General features: G+C 49.0%; 8 protein-coding genes. All 8 read right to left on the bottom strand.

Translation table 11 applies throughout. The annotated features are described in order from the left end of the window. Window positions 1–43: 43 nt before the first annotated feature. Window positions 44–4405, bottom strand: a complete 4362-nt coding sequence (locus GC097_RS31220; protein ID WP_171687163.1) for an NPCBM/NEW2 domain-containing protein — start codon at window positions 4403–4405, stop codon at window positions 44–46. Window positions 4406–4486: 81 nt separating this feature from the next. Further along, a complete protein-coding gene (locus GC097_RS31215; RefSeq protein WP_171687162.1) occupies window positions 4487–6619 on the bottom strand; it encodes a cohesin domain-containing protein in 2133 nt (710 codons plus the stop codon). Between the two features lie 132 nt (window positions 6620–6751). Next, complete coding sequence (locus GC097_RS31210) at window positions 6752–10006, bottom strand: PQQ-dependent sugar dehydrogenase (RefSeq protein ID WP_171687161.1); 3255 nt, start codon at window positions 10004–10006, stop codon at window positions 6752–6754. A gap of 17 nt (window positions 10007–10023) precedes the next feature. Beyond that, the gene (locus GC097_RS35120; RefSeq protein ID WP_171687160.1) at window positions 10024–15576 is read right to left on the bottom strand and encodes a cohesin domain-containing protein; all 5553 of its coding nucleotides are present in this window, start codon (window positions 15574–15576) and stop codon (window positions 10024–10026) included. Window positions 15577–15868: 292 nt separating this feature from the next. Then, window positions 15869–16324: a helix-turn-helix transcriptional regulator gene (locus GC097_RS31200; RefSeq protein WP_171687159.1), complete on the bottom strand. Its 456-nt coding sequence runs from the start codon at window positions 16322–16324 to the stop codon at window positions 15869–15871. A 140-nt stretch (window positions 16325–16464) separates the two neighbouring features. Beyond that, window positions 16465–17280 carry a carbohydrate ABC transporter permease gene (locus tag GC097_RS31195; RefSeq protein ID WP_171687158.1) on the bottom strand — a complete coding sequence of 272 codons (816 nt, stop codon included), beginning with the start codon at window positions 17278–17280 and terminating at the stop codon, window positions 16465–16467. Further along, window positions 17277–18194, bottom strand: coding sequence for a carbohydrate ABC transporter permease (locus tag GC097_RS31190; protein WP_171687195.1), 918 nt, complete (start codon window positions 18192–18194; stop codon window positions 17277–17279). Before GC097_RS31190 ends, GC097_RS31195 begins: the two co-directional genes overlap by 4 nt. A gap of 97 nt (window positions 18195–18291) precedes the next feature. After that, a complete protein-coding gene (locus tag GC097_RS31185; protein ID WP_171687157.1) occupies window positions 18292–19626 on the bottom strand; it encodes an ABC transporter substrate-binding protein in 1335 nt (444 codons plus the stop codon). Window positions 19627–19647 lie beyond the last annotated feature (21 nt).

Genomic DNA, 19647 nt, shown 5'->3' with positions numbered 1-19647 from the left:
CGGTGCTTGCCTTTAATTGAATTGCTATCAAACCTTCATTACATTACTCAACGTCGAGAATTTTCTGAGCGATCATCGCAAGATCGGTAATGTCGATGACGCCGTCATGATTAAGATCCGCGAATTTGTATTGATCCCAATCGCTATCTGCAGACGATTTTCCATAGTACTTCGCTGCAATGGCCAAGTCTCCGATGCTCACTTTACCGTCCCCGTTCACATCCCCCGGAATGCCGGTAATGACCGAAGCCTTGAACGCTTGAAGCGCTGCGCCTAAGTCAACTGCGGCTTGCTCGACTTGCTGCTGAGAAGCTGCGGAATTGCCGGCTACCGCTTGCGCGCTCTCGATCGCCGCGCTCAGCGCAGCTTTCGAGCCTGCCGGATATTGCCCTGGCTGTGTGCCCTCCACCGCTGCGTTCACTGTAGATTGCGCGCTGGCAATCAGATCGTTTAGCAGCGCTTTATCGACATAAGTGATGTGCAAGTCGTGGAACACGCCGTCAAGCTGCGTCTCAGCTCCATCGCCGTTTGCGACAACCAGCGTTGCGCGAATGCTCGCGGTTGCGGATTGCGCAAGTGATTTCGCTTTGCCGTGAATAACTAGCAGATCGCCGTTTGCGCTTGCTGCTTTGTCGTCTCCGATGGCAACAGCAAGGATGCGCAGCTGGCCGGAAGCCGTCTTTTTATCCACGATCATGAGTCCGTCTTTCAAAGCTTTCGCTGATAATACATCGATTTGGGACGGGTCAACCTCAATCGCGAGATCGTAGCCGTAAATACTGCCCTTCACCTGCTGCGCCCCAATCGTCAGATCGAATGAACCGCCGGTATTGACGCTGTCACTTCCATTCAATGTAACCTGCGGAGAAGCGGGTGGCTGGGACCCTTTGATTAAGCGGGCATCCGCCCAATCGCTTGAACCGCTAACTCTTGGATTTGCTCCATCCGCACGGCCAAGAACGACTAATTTAAGTTCATTGACGCCGGCAGTGCCGACATCAATCTCTTTCGGAAGCGTGTACGGGTTGGTCCGCATGATGCCGCTGTCGAACAGCAGCTGTCCGTCGCCGTAAACATAGAACTGCACGGCGGTCGGTTTATTCGGATTCGTCAAGGTATAATCGTCGGGACCTACGACCGCTTTAAATCTTGCGAACTGGCCATTCAACTTGTAAATGATTTCCGAATCGACGTGCGTTCCGATCCCTTTGGCATATGGAACCCCGTTTATTTTAATTGGGTTAACGGTACTTTGTTCGTTCCGGTCTTTATTGACTCTGTTGCTGCCGCTGGTCGCGGAAATCCAGTTCAGATCGCTGAGATATACCGTATCCGACTGCTGATCTTTGGATTTCGCCGGCACTGTCACTTGAATGCCTGCGGTGCTTGTAGTTGACGAATAGTCGGTGGTGTCCGTCACTTCCAGAACGAGCGTAACCGTTGCCGGGGTATCCGGAGGGGTAATTGTTCCATCCAGACCGATAATATCCGGCTTATCCGAGCTTTTAATTCCGATAATAAAGCCTGCCGGCACAGACGGAAGCGTTAACGATACGGCATCTTTGGCCGGAGCCGCAATCGCCGTAATCCCGGCCGCAACCTGGGCGGAAGTTAGAACGGCATTGCTTTTTGCAGGCACAACCACTTGAATGGCCCCCGTTTCCGATGTGGAACCGTCCGAAACTTTCGTCACTTCCAACACAAGCGTTACCGCCATATCCATATCTGGCGGAATAATCGTTCCATCCGTACGAATGACGTCGGAATTATCCGATCTCTTAATCTTGATCGCATATCCGGCAGGTACTGCGGGAAGTGCTAATGTTCTAACATCTTTCCCCGGCGCGGTAATCGACGTTATTTTAGAGGCAACTGTAGCTGCATTGGCTTCCCCGATGCCGATTCTGTCAAGATCCGGGCCATAGGCCGTATTATTATAAAATTTAATCGTGTTGCTGCCTGCTTGAAGCTCAATCGATATCATCGCAGATAAAACCGTATTGAAATCAGGGCCGTTTAGCGGCACTTCCAAGCCTGCACCGTTATTGACGCTGATAAAGAAAGATCTAGGCGCGCCCGTCAAGTAGTCGATTCTCAAGTTGTATAAACCTGCGACCGGGGCATTGATATTCGAAAATAAAGCATAATTGGCTGCATTATTGCCTATATATCCTACCTTTTTGCCGCCGGAACAAGGTGTGCAGCTGGATACTTTCGTAGTCGTGCTGCCAAGGGTTGCGTTCTCCGCCTCATAGAATGAAGTGATCGTGCTCTTGGCCGGAACGACGACTTGAAGGGCAGCGGTAGACGCTTTGGAATTATCGAAAGTGCGAGTAATCTCCAATACAAGCGTCACAGTAGCCGGATTAACCGGCGGAACAATCCTGCCGTCGACTCCGATAACAGTCGGTTTATCCGAGCTTTTGATCGCAACCGTAAAATTCGCCGGCACAAGGGGCAATGCCAGAGAAGTCGCATCCGGCAAAGGTGCTTGCAGGGACGTAATGCCTGCGGCGATTTCCGCCGGCGTTCGATCCGCTAACAACGCTGCCAGGGATGGTACGCCTTCCCCGTTGGAGTTGCTTGCCGTGACCGTGTAGTTATATTTCGTATCCATCGGCGCGTTTAAATCCGTATATTCCAAAGCAGTTATTCCCGAAGCGATTTGAATATACGGCCCGCTGCCTTCGGCATCAGCCGATTTCTTATAAACAGAATAAGAGGAAGCACCGAACGTATTATTCCATTTCAATTTTGCTGCGCTGGCGGAAGTCCGGGCAACCGATACCCCGCTTGGAGCTGCCGGAGGCACCGAGAGCTTCGTATAGAACATAAAGGTTCCGATGATTTGTTCATTTCCTCCTGCAATAGCCGAAATTCTCCAGAAGTACTGCTTATCGTTTTGAAGACCGGTCACGGCTTTTGATACAGTGTTTACGGTGTTGTTAAATACGATTTTAGAAAAATTGGAATCATCTGCAATCGTTAATCTGTAGCTGTCTGCATTAGGCACAGCAGCCCAACTGAAATTTACGGGCGCAGCCGTATCGATATCCATGGCACCGTTACCCGGCACGACCGTCAGCGCCGATAGCGGAGTTACCTTTATCACTCTTGACCCATGCGAAGCGATGGCAGCCGAATAGCCGGTGTTAAAAGTGCCCTGCTCTGAGTGACTCCACAAATCCCTTACCCATGCCGGGCCTTGAATGCCCAAATCCGACCAGTTGACGGTAACATTCGCACTTGATCCTCCCGTACTAAACAAGGCCACGTTAAACGAACCGTCCGGCAGTTTCTGGTAAAACACTTGCGCTGACGATGAATTCGAAAGCCGTTTACCCGCAACGCCGCTCTGGTTAACGGCAATAATTTCGTCATTTGTCATTAATCTCACGCCGTAATCGTCGAGATTCGTGAGATCGCTGCCAAAGTAAAAATGGGATGCCCCGATCGCCCAAAGGCTCACATACGTTTGTTTCTCGTCATCGGTCAACCCGTCATTGGCTCCGTTAGCTACGTTAATGGAATCAAAATCGCTCCAACCTCCCGGACCGGCATATGGAGCCCAATTCGCCGCCGTATTGAATCTGCCGGAAACATGGCTCCAATCCGTCAACGTGGCACAGTAGCATTCTACGTCTCCTTGCGTTCTCCATCCGTTGGCCAGCTGCTTCCATGTAGCCCCATAATTGATGTTTAAACTATTGGACAACGCCAAATGAATCGGTCTTCCCGAATTTTTCAACGCCTTGGACCATGCTTCGATATCTGGAATATCAAAGTCCCCAACGCCGTCGAGTTTAAGAAAATCCGCACCGTACGAAGCAAATAATCGTGCCCACGAGTCGATGAATTCTTGAGCGCCCGGCTTTGAATAATCGATGTAATACATGTTTTTGTAGTTATAATTCTTTTCCGTTTTGGTCGTATCGGCGATATCTTTGGCATAATAAGGCGTTCCTTCAATCGGCGTGTTTTTATCCACTGCGCCTTTGGGAATGCCCGGCGTTACATAAATGCCGAATTTCAGCCCCAAACTATGGATGTAATCACCCAATGCCTTCATACCGTTCGGGAATCTGGCAGGATCCACGACCCACCTTCCATAGGTATCAACATTCGTCGTCCAATTCAACATATAGAAGTCATCTAGATTTACGTATTCGTAACCGTGCGACTTGAATTTTGCGGCCAATACGTCGGCTTGCGCTTTAATCTTCGCTTCCGTCGGATCCTTCCTGATAAAACTCCAGCTGCTCCAGCCCATGATCGGCTTTTGGGCCAAGCCGTTATCCGAAGCCTTCGCTTCTTGCGGCGGAACGGCAAACATCGAGATTAAACCGCTTACTAAGATGAAAAAAGAAAGCAAAACGGCGGTCGGCATTTTTAGTATCTTAAACATACTCATCCTCCCATTTTATTCGCTTCTTTGATTGCCTTAAATGGGGGGATGGCCATGATACCATCCCCTGGAACTTTGAAATTATTCGAAATTGAGCATTAATTTTGCAATAATGGCGAGGTCTTCAATGTCAATTTTGCCGTCGCCGTTCAGATCCGCAAACTTGCAAGTATTCCAATCCGCGTCTGTGTTCGATTTTCCATAGTATTTAGCTACAATCGCCAGATCTGCGACACTAACCTTACCGTCTCCGCTTACATCTCCAGGTATTCTGGTGATAACCGAAGCGAGGAATGTATGCACAGCAGCGTCCAGATCCGCTTTCGCTTGATCGATTTGCTGCTGCGAAGCCGATGCGCTATCAGCAGCTGCCATAGCGTTATGGATAGCCGTCTGCAGAGCTGCTTTCGATCCTGCCGGATATTGACCAGGCTGGTTGCCTTCTGCAGCTCCGTCGTATGTGCTTTGAGCGCTTGCAATAGCTGCGTTCAACGCTGTTTTATCGACTGTTGGCGTATAAGTGATCGATAGGTTATGAGAAACGCTGTCTAAAGCTGTTTCTTCTCCGGCTGCATTAGCGATAATCACGTTGGATAAAGCGATTGCTGTTTGAGCAGATCCCGTGAGCGGCTTGACTTGCCATTTCACGCTCAACAGATTTCCGCCGGTTTTTACCGCATTGTTCTCTCCCAAGCTTGCCATTAGAATTCGAACTGTATTTGCTCCTGATGCTTTTGTATAAATGGCATTTGCCGTGGAATTTAAAGACGTTGCGGAAATAAATTCTACTTTCGACGGATCGTACGTCAAGGTAATATCCTGCGAATAAATGTCTTCCTTCAAGTTGCTCAAACCGTAAGTCAATTCAAACGTATCTCCGGCATTGACGCTGCCTGTTCCGCTTAATAAGGCGGCAGTCTTAGGTGCAGAGGTTACTGTGACATTAGCCGCTGCTTTAATCGTTGTTCCGGCTACCGCTCCATACACCGTAAAGCTTCCCGCCGCCGCATATTGGGCTGGGCTGATGCTTTCCCAAGCTACGTCCGCTTGTTGACTCGAGCCGTCGCTGTATACAGCCGTTGCTTTCGAAGGCAGTACTGGTGCTGTCCCTGCAACCGTTGCAACATCTGCCGGGGTGACGCTGACAATTATCGGCGCTGCGCTTTGCAGCGTGAATCCGAGGAAGTCGAGAGAAACGGTGTAACTCGTCCCCGCCGTACGACCCATTAATGTGAACCTTAATGTATGATTGCCTGCTGATAGTTGAACCTTGCCGAGATTTGCCATATACATTCCTGCATCTGTAGTGACGATATACTCATCTACCAAAGGGCCCTGATTGACACCATCGATCGATAACTGCGGATTTCCTCTGCCGTTATTTTTCTTAAAGCCTAAATTCACTTCATATTCTCCAGCTGCCGGAACATTTGCCGTCATTTCAATCCATTGGCCGATCGCTGTAAATGCGACTTGTAAATGCGTTCCGTTTGAGGCTGAATTTTGAGCAAAATTATTGACACCTGCACCTGCCGAAAAAACAGATGTCGTTAAGCCCTGTGACAACGTATATTGACCGAACGCCGTTGAAGCCGTGTCCAATTCACGGACAAAGTCCACCAAAAGAATCGTAAATGTAAAACTTGCCGTACCGTCTTGCGAAGTAACTACCAATTTATCTCCTGCCGCAAGAGCGCCTGCGCTTTTTGCAGCGCCGGCTGCATCCGTTACGGCATAAGTCTGCGCCGTCCCGTCGGACGATTCAACCTGATCAAGCAGGTTGGCAACAGTAGTGCCTTTATAAGCCGTTATTGTAAGGCCTTTATTATAAACGGCGACAAGGTTAGAACTTCCAGACGATCTCGGTTCGATATACGAATTTGAAACTGTCGCTAACGTTGCCGTCCGGTATGTCGTTTTCGACACGCCGTCTGCCGCCGTTACGATTAACACGTCTCCGAAGGCCACAGCACTCCCATCCGCTCTGGTAGTTCCAGTTGCAGTCTGAACCGCATAAGCTTGCTGCGAACCGTCCGTCGATTCAATTTGTGACTTCAGTTGTAAGGCGGTCGTCGTTGCGGCTATTAATCCGATTTTACGCTGCGCTAAATTAACGGCTAACAGATTGACATGGCCGGCAGCTTTCAACTGGATATCCGTATTGGAGCTTGCCGCTTGTGCTTGCTGAGAGGCGAATGCACTACCAAGAAGCATTACACATGTAAAGAGCGTTAAAAACATGACTTTAATCATTTTAGAATTTTTGACATAGCTCATTGAGCATCAAATCCTTCATTTATATTTTTTGGGGGGAGAGGATATACTCTCCCCGACCAAATCCTTCAATTATGATTGTTGTTCCAAAATCTTTCTTGCGATTATAGCAAGATCTTCGATGTCGATCTTGTTGTCGCCATTGAGATCGGCAAACTTATTAAGCTCCCAATCCGGGTCGGCGGATGACCTGCCGTATAATCTTGCCAAAATAGCCAAGTCGCCAATCGTGACTTTTCCATCGCCATTCACATCTCCTTGTACTCCAGTGATAACCGAAGCAAGGAAGGTTTGCACAGCAGCGTCCAAATCCGCTTTCGCTTGATCGACTTGCTGCTGCGAAGCCGATGCGCTATCAGCAATTGCCTTAGCAAGATTAATTGCCGTCTGCAGGGCCGCTTTCGATCCTGCTGGATATTGACCGATGCCGCTGCCTTCGGCTGCTGCATTGTGCTTGTTTTGAGCATCTGCAATCAAGGTGTTCAATGCGGCCTTATCGATATAAACAATTTCGATATTTTCTTGCGCTCCAACTCCTTCAGGCGTGACTTCTCCATTCCCGTTCGTCCCATCGCCTGCAACAACGACATTGGACAAGGTGATTTGCGATGTCGTAGATGCGGTTTGCGCTAATGCGTTCCAATGAAGCTTCAGCAGCGCACCGTCGGTATTCACCGCATTGTTCTCGCCCAGACTTGCCGCCAGAATTCGAACTTTACCGCCGGACACCTTGGTATCAACGATGACGAGATGGGTTCTTAAGGATTCCGCCGATAAGAATTGTACCTTGGCAGGATCAAAGTTTATCGTAATATCCTGCGCTAAAATGCCATCCTTAACATGAAGCAGGCCATAGGTCAGATCGAAAGTTCCGCCGGTATGAACGCTGCCGCCTCCTTTTAGTTCGGCAGTTAACTTGGCATCGACCACAAACTTCGGAGTCAACTTAAAGATCCGATCGTCGTTTGCAGCGGGTTTCGCTCCTGTGCCCGTACGATTGCTCGTCGAAAAATACAGATTCCCTTTCCGATCCTCAAACACGTCCCGGATTCGGCCATAGGTGTTTTTGAAATAAGATTGCTGGGTCACTCTGCCATTATCGTCGAGCGTAACCAGCAGCAGCTGCGAGCCTCTCAAATTCGTGACCAACAACTTGCCTGCCCATGGACCGTTCTTGATAAAAGTGATACCCGAAGGCGCCCATGTGTCGGAGCCGGCATGCAGGATTGGTGCAATCGTATTGACGCCGTTAACTTTCGTTACCGCATCCCCTTGAACGATCGGCCAACCGTAATTGGCGCCTTTAATGATTTTATTGATCTCGTCGTGCGCAGTCGCTCCGTGTTCGGAGCCGTAAAGCTGGCCGGAAGCATCCCAGGCAAGACCTTGCGGATTCCTGTGTCCCCAGGAGTACACATAGGAGCCGGGGAACGGATTGTCTGCCGGAACGTCGCCATCCAGCGTCATGCGCAAAATCTTTCCGCCATAACTATTCAAATCTTGCGCAATATTTTGGTTGTAAACTTCGCCGACTCCGATATACAGATATCCGTCCGGCCCGACTTTAATGCGCCCTCCGCTGTGATTGCCGTTGGCGTCGCTTCCGGGCAGCTGATCGAGCATGATTTTATCAACTGTCGCTTTGTCGCCGGCAGCGTTGACTTTCAAGCGCATCAACCGGTTATAAATTTTATTCGTTCCAGCCTCCTTGTAAGTGTGGTAGACATAGAGCAGGCGATTCGCTGCAAAATCCGGGTGAAGAGCCAATCCGAGCAATCCGCTCTCGCCGGTAACGAATGTGTCCGGGAATGTTATCATCGGTGCCGACAACGGCTGGCCTTCGCGAATAAAATGCAATGTCCCTTTACGGTCCGTGACGTACAGCGTGCCTTCGCTGTCCATGTCTAACGCCCATGGCACCCACATATTTTCAGCAAGCATGACTGGAGCGTTATAGGGCATGTCGGTACCTGCCGGCACAACCAGGGTTATATTAAATATGGCTGACATGCCGTTTTCGGCCGTGACGACGACTTTATCGCCTGAAACGATCATGCCTGTTGTTTTGGGACCGCTGCCTGTATTCTGAACGGAATAGAGCTGCGTCGAACCGTCCGTAGAACTGAGCGTCGCCATTATATCTGCAGGGGTGGCGCCGCTGACGGCCGTAATCGTATGGGCTGTATTGTTCACCGCCGTCAAATAAGGGTTAGTGCTCTTTAACCGGATATCCGTATTGTCCGATCTGTCGGATAGTCCGGCCGGCACTTTTACCAATTCAGTAAAGTCGAAAGTCGTTGCATATGCGGAACTGGCCGTATTTTTGCCGGTTATGACAAACTTGAATTTATGGCTTCCTGCCGCTTGGAAATTAACGCTGCCCAGATTCACTTGGGTATAAGCCTGAATCGTATCGTACTGATCTATCGGCTTGCCCAGCGATATCCCATCGACGGATAACTGGGAAATCGATCTGTTATTATTGGTTTTATAACCGAAGGTGACACTGTATGTTCCGGCTTCCGGCACGTCGAGCGTAAATTCAATCCAGTCGCCTACTTTAGGCGTGCCTGTAAACTGCCGGTAAGTGCCTCCGCTTGCAGCCGCATCGTTGGAAAGATTCGTTGAGATGGAAGAGGTAAATGCAGCCGTTTCACTCTCATATCTTTTGGAAAAGAGCGTGTCGATTTCATAGCTTGCCATAGTCACTCCGTCTGTAGCCGTTACAAGCAATTGATCGCCTGTAACAAGCGCTGCCGAGCCTTTCGGGCTATGGGCGGAATCAACTACTGCATAGCTCTGTATCGATCCGTCCGTTGATTGGATTTGAGCCGTCAATTGGCTTGCAGTCGCTCCGCTAATCACATAGACGATATGCTTGACGGCATCTATATCCAATATTTGAGGATGTGAATCTTTTAGTTTAACGCTCGTATTGGCATCCTGTGCGACGAGAGTTAACGTATACTCTGCGGTTGCAGCTGCGTCTTCGGCCGTTACGACTAACTTATCGTCAATCGCAAGGGCAGAGGCATTATTTTTAGGATTGCGGTTTTTATCAATGACGCCATACGTCTGTGCCGAGCCGTCCGCCGATTGGATCTGAGCAAGCAGTTGATTCGTCGTTGTGCCGGTTACGGCGGTGATGATACGTTTTGGAGTAATAGCGATAGATACGAGATTCGGATGAGAGGCCTGCAGTTTGATATCCGTATTGGCACTACCGGCTGCAAGTGCGCCAGACACGGTGAAAACATTGCCTATAATCATCGAAAAGAGCATGACAATTACACACATTTTCGTAAACAAAGCGGAACGCTTTTTCATTTTCGTTAACTCCTCTTTTAATTTTCAAAAATTGCCCTGGCTATGATCGCAAGGTCCGTAATGTCAATGATGCCGTCCCCGTTCACATCGGCAGATTTACATTGCTCCCAATCCGGATCGGCGCTCGATTTGCCGTAGAATTTTGCCGCGATGGCCAAGTCGCCGACGGTGACCTTGCTGTCTCCGTTCACATCTCCGCGCACACCGGTGTTGACGGACGCCAGGAAAGCTTCAAGCGAAGCGCTCAATGCCGCCTCCGCTTCATCCACTTGCTGCTGCGTGGACGCTGAGTTGTCAGCTAACCTTTTTGCGCTTTCGATCGCCGTTTGCAGCGCAGCTTTCGATCCGGCCGGATATTGACCGGCGCTGCCTCCCTCGACTGCACTATCATGCTTGCTTTGAGCGCTGGCGATGACGTTGTAAAGCGCTGTTTTATCGACAGTGACCATGGCTTCGATCGATACGTGATGTGAAACGCCCTCAACTTGGGTTTCAACGCCTTCTCCATTCGAGACGATAACGCTGGATAACGCGATTGCCGTTGTTGTCGATTGGCTGAGCGACTTGGCTTTCCAGCTCAGTTTCAGTAAATCGCCGCCGTTATTTACCGTATTTCCCGCTCCAAGGCTTGCCGCAATGATGCGGACCTGACCCGGCGTTTCCTTCCGGTCTACGATCTGCAGTCCGTCTTTCACGGATGCTGCGGAGACAAACTCCACTTTCTCCGGATCATACGTGAAGGTAATGTCCTGGGCATAAATGGTGTCATTCACATTCGACAAGCCGTAAGTCACATCGAACGATTCGCCTGCTTTAACGCTCTCCGTCCCGCTTAATGCGGACTTTGTAGCACCGCTCTCACGGATTGCCGTTAACTTGATGTAATCGATAACGATCGAGCCTGCGCTTGTTGCGACGAATCTTACCGGGTAGCTGCCCGCAGCCGCAAAGGTAACCTGGCCCAGATCCACCGGAATAAACAGATTGGCCGTCGCATTGTTTTCGTTGACCGGGGAACCTTTGGCAACCCCGTTGACATAAGGCTGAACGGTAGCTCTTCCCGTCGTATTGGTCTTATATTGGAAAGACACTTGATAAGTACCCGCCGCAGGAACGGCAATACTCAATTCAATCCACTCCCCGACCGGTACGGCATTCGTTTGCAGATAGCTAATTCCATTCGTTGAAGAAGTCGAAAGCGTAATGCTTGGGATGCTCTTCACAACTGAATTCAGCTGCGAATCGGCTTTGAGCAGAATTTCAAGCGGTACGAAAATAAGATAACTTTTCTTCGTTGTCCCGTCTTGAGCGGTTACGACAAGCAGGTCTCCCGCCTCAACTACTCCCGAATTTTTTGCTTTGTTTGCCGAATCCGTGATGGCGTAAGTTTGTACCGTTCCATCCGTTGATTCTAGTTGGTTGATCATATCAACTACTGTGGTTCCCAAAGTCGCCGTAATCGTGAAGGCCGCCGTATCTAAATTCGTCAGATTCGGGTGGCCTGCCGCTTTTAATTGAATCGATGTATTGTGCGGGTCCTGTACAGCAAGCGGATAGCTTTGTTTTCCTGTTACCGTCACATGGCTCAAGTCTGCTAGAGCAGTAAGCTGATTGCCCCATGTATTTTTGTAGTAGGAAGTATTCGTCACGGTTATGTTGCTTGCATCCTTTAACTGTATGACCTTCGGGTTAGCGCTCCCTTTGACCATTTTCACATTGTCCAAGATCGCATTTTTAACATCATCCAGCACGATGGCATACCGGTCATCATTTTTCTCAAATCTTGTCGTGACATTGGTAAATGTAAGACCATCTACATGTCTTGCCCAGAAGCCGTAGGACGGCTGTTCCCCAATATCTGAGATGTTGTACTTGCCGACACCCAGCTCCGGAGGACTAATTTCCGCATCGGCAATACTGTTGCCGCCCTTGACTAACACATCCACATTGTCAAAATGCAGATTCTCGATATAGCCTATGCTGCGTCCGTCCGGCAGAGCCGGCCCGCCATCGCCAACTTTGTAGCCTGCAATGATCGGCGTTGCCTTGCTCTGATTCGTATATGGAACCCATCTCTTGGAAGGATTGCTGTACTGGCTTCCTCCATACACTTCTTCGATATTGACATCCTTAATGAAAATATTTCTGACATGTCCGATATTGACATTTTTGCTTAACAATTCATCACGCTGCACGCCGTTTTCCATCCATTTCATTCTTACGGCATCGCCGCCGATCACACGTCCCCTATTGGATATCGAGATAAAGAACGGTGCCCGTGTGCGTCTCATTTGCGCCTTATGGTGGATTGGACCTGTTTGACCATAATTCAAATAAATATTTTCCACCGTAGCGCCGTCATTCGTGGAAATGGAAAATCCGGCTTTATTTCCCGCCAACACATAAATATTATCCACGTAAGCATTTTTAATATCGTCAACGGTTTCACTGCCGATTTGGAACAAATTGCAGTTGGTGTCGCCAATAATATTGCGAACATAGAAATTAGCTGCCGGTTTTGTAAAACCTAATGAAGAGTCGCTGCCCGGCTTGACAATATCGTCGGAGGTGCCTTTGGCATAAATATTTTTCGCGTACACATTGCTGGTTTGCATGTAGTCAAATACGTCTCTGGCACTGCCGCTCGCATCTTTCCCGTAATAGAAGTCGTGTGTGTTGACATTTTCCGAACCTGTTGAAAGCATTGCAAAATGCCCCGCCCTATCCACTCTGAGCATATTGCTGATGTCTTTTTGCTTGAGTTCATTTTTGCCGTCCGGGTCAATGCTTAGAATATAGTACGGTTCGTCCGTGGTCGGCGAATTGGTCTCCTCGTACCACAGATCAAGCCCGTTATCGAGGCCGCCGAATTCAACGTTCGTACACAGTTTTACCGTAAGCATCTTATCGCTGCGATTGTCCGGAGCATTATTCATAACCCCGTCGCTTGTCGTCAAATTGCCGTTGCCTGTAATTCTGCCGTTGCCAATAATCTTGATATTGTCTAATCGTTCACCAAAAAACATGCTGTTTCTAAAGTAATGGTGGCCAACATCCTGCTTGGTTAAGTAATTTTCAGGATCTTTGTATGGACCTGTAGACGTTGCCGACGTCCCCGAGCGATATCCTAAATCCGAGAAATAGGTGGTCTCCGGAGCATCCCCGCCTTTAAGAGCGGATAGGGTCGCATCTTGATTGACATACAGGTAGACATTGCTTTGAAGATGAACGGTTCTTACGTTAAACGTGCCGTTCTCGAACAGCAGCGTACCGCCGCCTAATGCATTCAGATACAAAATGGCGTTATCGATGGCTTGCGTATCATCCGCTTTACCGTCGCCTTTTGCGCCCATCAGTTTGGCATTGAATTTGCCTGTGTAAAATTTGGCAATATTGGAGTCCCCCGCGTTCACTCCTCCAGCAACTGCGAGTTTAAAGTAGTACTCGGTATTGGGAGCAAGGTTTGCAATCTCCACTTCTTTGCTTTGTGCACCAACGGAAGCGTTGCTCTCGGTCCATGTTGCTCCTTGATCCGTTGACTGCATCAATTTCATGGAAGCGGCACCTTTGGCAGCGCTCCAGCTGAACTTTGCCTTCGTGTACGTGTCGGCGGTTTCCTTATACGTAAGGCTCTTATCCAATACTCGATGAAAGTCGCTTACTGTGCTGACTACGTTTAAAGTTGCTCCACCCCATGGGCTGGTCAATATTTCCGGCTCGGAAGTCGTGTAGGAAACAGCAAATTCATAGCTGCCTGCCGTCACTGTCACGCCCTCAAATGTAATTTGAAGATCCTCTCCATTGGCCGGTCTTAAATCAAGTCCCCTCAATGTGATGAGCTGGCTTCCATCCTCTTGGTTAGCAATAGCTGCCGTGCCCACCTGCGGGAATCGGTATCCTGCTCCCGTTCTGCCGACAGATTGAGTCGCTAGTCCCGAGAGCTTCACTTTGCCTCTGCCGATTACATTTACCGATGTGTTATCCATCGTTGCTCCGATCCCCTTCGGAACCTTGAGCGCAACCTCTGTTGCCGGACTTCTCATCCCTGCAAAGAAATTCAGCACGACGTCAGATGGCGTATTTGCTGTGATTGTGCTGCCCACGAGCTCCGTCTTGCCTCTCAATGCGCCTTTGATGACCTTTATCGCATACTCGCGGGAATCCGGTCCCGCTGTTACCGTTACAATGTCGCCTTGCTCAATCGGGTCCGTCATTTGCTTCGTCCCTTTTGCGCCCTTGACTGTGTAAGTTTGAGAAGCAGTTGACGCAGCCGTAATTGAATTGAGCAGTTCTCCCACTGTTTTTATGGTCAATGTGGTGCGGCCTGCGCCTTCTGCCGTATCGACTGTATACATATAAGTGTCCCCGGATGTAATCGTAATGGCATCTTCTGTAATTCCGCTAACATAGTTGTAGGCAGGTTCTTTCAAGCGAATGCCCGTCGTATTGTCTTGTTTTACGCTTTTCGCAGGAACGGATACCGGAATGCTTGATGTGAGCGCTGTGGTCTGATCGGAAGTTCTCGTAACTTCCAGCACCAATGTCACGGTTGTGTCGATTTTCGGAGGGAAAATGGTGCCGTTTGTTTGAATGACAGCCGGATTATCCGAGCTTTTAATCGCCAAGGTAAATCCAGCTGGCACTGCTGGCAGCGTTAAGCTGGCGGCATCTTGTGCGGGTGATGGAATGGAAGTAATGGTTGCGGCAACTTGCGCTGCAGTGGACCCGGCTGGCCCATCGATCGCAGCCATGGAGTAGGCAACAATCGGCGTAATCACCGGGCCGATTACGATTCTATCGAAATCGGGAGCCCATGCCGTATTGTTATAAACTTTAATCGAATTCGTTCCGGCATTCAGATTAATAATTGTAAACGTATTCAAGATAGGATTGAAATCAGTGCCGGGTCCGCTCACGGATACTTCGGACGGCTCGCCGCCGTTGACGCTGATAAAGAATGATCTTGATCCCGAGCCAATGCCATAAGCCATTTGCATAAAATATGGACCTGCGGAAGGGACGGTAACGTTCTCAAAAGTTACGTATCTGTCCGGACCGTTCCCAAGGTTCTTTAACTTTTGTCCGTTGCCCGTACCGGAGCAAGGCGTAGTTCCGCTGCAGCTTGCTGTCGTAACAGGCTGAGTGGCCGTATTGCTCGTTATTGCCGCACTCTCGGCTTCATAGCCGGTCCAGATGGCACTCCCCGTTTTGGCGGGTACGGTCACTGTGATGCTGCCGGTAGTAGCGGTCGTTACAGGGGTATCTGTCGTTCTCGTCACGATGAAAGTCAAATTCACGTTCGTATTCACTGCCGGTGGAATGATCGATCCGTATAATTTAATAACATTCGCGTTGCTTGTAGAATTAATCCTGATTCTAAACCCGTCGGGTACCGATGGAAGAACCAAATACGGCGCATCGGCAGGCGGAGCTGCAACCGACGTTATGCTTGCCGCAACTTCGGCAGCTGTCGGCATGACAGCTGCCGATGCGGTATTCGTATCTGCCGGTGAGAAAAACACGCTCAAACCGATCAATAAAGACAGAACCAGTGACACTGTCTTTTTCACAAATATATCACCCTCATTGAGTATTTTTTTTCTTGCTTTCGTCTAACGAAATCTTCCTTGTTAAGAATCTTAATTCTTGCGGAGCCGGACCCGAATTCAGCTTTTGGCCGGTTGCGCCAGCAGGCCGTTCTTCTTCACCTCCATTAGATTTCAGTTTGGCCGGCATTACCGCTAGCTTGTTGACTATACCTGGCCGCCGCCCATTGCCCCTTACTGTACATCACTTCTCCGAAGAGATGTGATAGGAGATCTTATCGAAAATGTATAAAATATTAAGATGCTGACATCCCTTTCATTGGACAATCCGGCTGCGGTATTCCGTCGGCGTCTCGCCCAGATACCGTTTAAAGGTTTGCCCAAAATACCGTGGATTATCATAACCGATATAATCGGCCACTTCTTGGCACTGATAGCCACGCTGCAATAAGACGCAAGCGATTTCAAGCTTTCTTGAAATCAAATACGCAAGAAAGGTCTGTCCTAGCTTTTGCTTGAACAGCGCAGCCAGATAGGTAGGAGAAACATTCGCCTGCTTAGAAACTTCTGTTAAAGTAAGTCTCCTGCGGATGTTGGTATCGATATATTTTAAAGCAACCGTAATTGGTTTCTCATTTGGCTTGCTCTCGGGCACGATGACAAAAAAGGGCAAATCCTCATCGTCCCCAATAATGATGCTGACGACATGCGTCCCATTCTCCTTTAAGCGCTTTAACAGCTCCAAGCCGTCATCCGCAACGACAATGTTCATGCTGTAATCCCCCCTTTAGAAATAAGCAAGCGTTATACGTTGGATTGTGGAATTGGAAAGCTTCGCAGTCAAAAAGACTGTCCTCCCAAGCTAGGAGAAGTCAGTCCATGATGACAACGTTGTAATGAAGATGGATGAAATCAACCTTTTACCGCTCCGGAAGAAAGCCCGTGAATAAAATACTTTTGGAGAAACAAATATACCGCAGCAATGGGCATAGCCCCCATAAAGGAACCGGCAGCAACCCAGCCGATGTTGTTGTTATATTGTCCGAAAAAGCTGGAAAGCGCTACGGTGATCGTACGCATGGCAGGCTTTTGCAAGAAGAATACAGAGAACTGATAGTCGTTCCAAATTTGGACACCGGCTAAAATGATCACCGTCGCCGTAATCGGCTTCAGCAGCGGCAAAATAACTTTGTAAAACAATTCGAAGCGACCTGCTCCGTCAATCATGGCAGCCTCGTCAAGCTCTCTTGGAATCGTACCGATGAAACCCGTATATAGAAAAATGGTAATCGGCAAAAAGAAAGTAACATGCAGCAGCACAATGCCCCAGAATTGATTCATGCCGCCGATATCGACCATAAACTTGTAAAGCGGTACAAGAATCGTTAATGGTGGAACGATTAAGGCAGAAATAAAAAGCATGTAAATAAATTTATTCCATGCTGTTCGGTGCCGGGCTAAAGGATAAGCGGCAATCGAACCAAAAATGATAAGCAGAGCCACCGATATGGACGTTACCGTCGTGTTGTTGATAAACGCACTGCCCAGGTTCGCCTCCCGCCAGGCGTTTTGGAAGTTATCCCAATATAAGTAACCGGGCATGATCCATTTGGAACTCGTATCGTCCGAAGCCTTGAAAGAAGTGGTGATCAGGACGTAGAACGGTAAAATATGAATCAGACAAATCAACAGGGCATAGAAGTTCTTCCACTTTTGGCTGCTTCTCATGCTGTAACCTCCCTGCGTCTCAGATAAAGTAAAGACGTTAGACTGACTACCGATATCATGACGAACATCAAATTTCCGATGGAAGCGGCATAGCCCGCGTCCTGACGGCCGAAATAAAGCTGGTACATGAGCGTGGACAACGATGCGGAAGCATACCCGGGACCGCTGTTCGTCATCGCCGTAATAATATCGAACAGCTTCAACCCCCCGATCAGATTGAGCACGATACTGATCGTGAACGACGGTGCGAGCAGCGGCCAAGTGACGTTGGTGAAGCGGGAGAATGCCCCTGCGCCGTCAATCGTTGCGGCTTCATAATAATCCTTGGGAATGGTTTGCAGGCCCGCCAGAAACAGCACCATCGCAATGCCCAGGTATTGGTAGGTGTTCACGAAAGTAATGATCCACACATTAATATTGGGATCGCCGAGCAAATTCACGGGTTGATCCTGGAACAGCAGGAGAAAATCGTTAATTGCACCGCCTTGGAATTGAAAGAAAAAGTACCAGACATAGCCCATAATGAGCGGACTAATGATAACCGGCAAATAGATGACGGTTCTTGCAATGCCCCTCGTCCGGATGCTTTGATTTAAAAATAAAGCGTAGGCAAGCCCGATCATATTTTGAAAAACCGTACTCCCGATGCCGTAAATGATCGTATTCTTGATGACTTTGATAATATCGGGGTCCGTAAACATGCGTTTGTAATTGCTAAGGCCAACCCGTTTGTATTCCTGCGAGTAGCCATCCCAATTCGTAAACGAGATTTGGATTCCTTTGATAAACGGATAAAAAATAAAGATGCCGAATAAGATCAACGCTGGCAAATACAGCAAGTTGAGGACGCTTTTGCTGCGGATCGCTCTTCGAAAGAATCCGCTTTTCGTCTGCCGTTCGGCGGAAACAGGCATGATGGTTGTCTTTGTCTGTGGCTCCGTCATTCGTGCCCCCTCCTTGGGTCTGTAAGGTTAGGAAAGAAGGAGGGCGGACGCCCTCCCTGTCCAGCAATTATTTGTTGCGCAAGCGTTCCACTTCTTGCTTCATCTTGTCGGAATACTGCTTCGGTGTTACGCTGCCTGCCAGCAAAGCCGTGCCTGTTTTACACATAACATCCCACATGCCGTTTGGCAGGTAGACCCTGTCAAAGTACGGGAAAACCCGGATGCTTGCGTATTTATTGTAGTATTCCGTAAATTCATGCTTGGATTCTACGCCTTTCAAGCCAGGAGGAAGCTTAGACGCGTTGGCGATTTTCGCCATATTCTCAGGCTTCGCAAAGAAAGCGATCACTTTCTTCGATTCTTCAATATGTTTGCCGTCTTTCCAAACCCCCATCGTATTGCGCTCTCCGCCGGAGAAGTTCGGCGCATCGCCGGCAACCATGGAAGGCACCGGCATGAAGCCGATTTGCAGATCAGGCTTCACTTTATGGACTTCATCCGCGAAGGATGGACCGAGCAAGGAGAAGGCGACTTTGCCTTGTGCAAATTGCTGTGGAAGATCGCTGTATTTTGCAGTCAGCACATCTTTGTTGATGTAGCCCTTCTTCTGCATTTCGAGCAGTTTCTCAGGCAGCGCACTCCATTTATTCCAGTCGAATTTGTTATCCAGCAAGTTCTGCCCCTCGTTTTGCTGCGGGCTGATCAAGAGCGAAGTAGCGAAATAATCGAAGAATTGGCCGATCATCCAGTCGTCTACACCGGAGAAGAAGAATGGCGTAACCTCTCCCTTGCTTTCGGTTTTCAGCTTCTCGGAAGCTGCCAGCAATTCGTCGAACGTCTTCGGCGGCTCAATGCTGTATTTTTTCAGCAAATCCGCATTGTACGTCAAGCCGTCCTTCGCTTCGCTCAAGACAAGAACATGCACTTTGCCATCTTTATCGGTTACGACGTTCTTAATCGTGTCTGTCATATTGGATACCCAAGGCTGGTCTCTCAAATCCGCCAAATATTTGCCGTAACGAATAATCGCCCAACCATGCGTATCAAAAATATCAGGCAGATCATTGGCCGCCATTTTGACTTTCAAAATATTTTCATACTCGGAACCCGGGAATTGCAGATCCACATCAATCTTCGGATTTTCCTTCGCATAGTCGCCGGCAATCCCTTTGTACACGTCTTGTACGGGTTTGTCATTGGTGTTGAGGTAAACAGTGATCTTCGTTCTGTCGCCGCCTCCGCTACTGCCTGTATCCGTACTTTTAGGCGCTTGCGTCGGTGCAGGTGTGGCGGCAGCCGGTGCAGGACTTGTGTCCCCTCCTGCTTGTCTTTGAGAACATCCCGCCAATGTTACGGATAGGGCCAACATGGATAACATGCCGCTTAGTAGAACTTTTCTCATCTTGTGACTTCCTCCCTTTTT

Origin of the sequence: Paenibacillus planticolens, from assembly GCF_013141725.1 — a bacterium.
Lineage (GTDB): Bacteria > Bacillota > Bacilli > Paenibacillales > NBRC-103111 > Paenibacillus_E > Paenibacillus_E planticolens.
Note: the sequence above shows the minus strand (reverse complement) of the source record. Positions and strands in the feature narration are given on the sequence as shown.

Excerpts from the sequence above, each read along its gene's own strand:
- GC097_RS31220 (WP_171687163.1), bottom strand. The coding sequence starts at position 4,405 with ATGTTTAAGATACTAAAAATGCCGACCGCCGTTTTGCTTTCTTTTTTC.
- GC097_RS31215 (WP_171687162.1), bottom strand. The coding sequence starts at position 6,619 with ATGCTTCTTGGTAGTGCATTCGCCTCTCAGCAAGCACAAGCGGCAAGC.
- GC097_RS31210 (WP_171687161.1), bottom strand. The coding sequence starts at position 10,006 with ATGAAAAAGCGTTCCGCTTTGTTTACGAAAATGTGTGTAATTGTCATG.
- GC097_RS31200 (WP_171687159.1), bottom strand. The coding sequence starts at position 16,324 with ATGAACATTGTCGTTGCGGATGACGGCTTGGAGCTGTTAAAGCGCTTA.
- GC097_RS31195 (WP_171687158.1), bottom strand. The coding sequence starts at position 17,280 with ATGAGAAGCAGCCAAAAGTGGAAGAACTTCTATGCCCTGTTGATTTGT.
- GC097_RS31190 (WP_171687195.1), bottom strand. The coding sequence starts at position 18,194 with ATGCCTGTTTCCGCCGAACGGCAGACGAAAAGCGGATTCTTTCGAAGA.
- GC097_RS31185 (WP_171687157.1), bottom strand. The coding sequence starts at position 19,626 with ATGAGAAAAGTTCTACTAAGCGGCATGTTATCCATGTTGGCCCTATCC.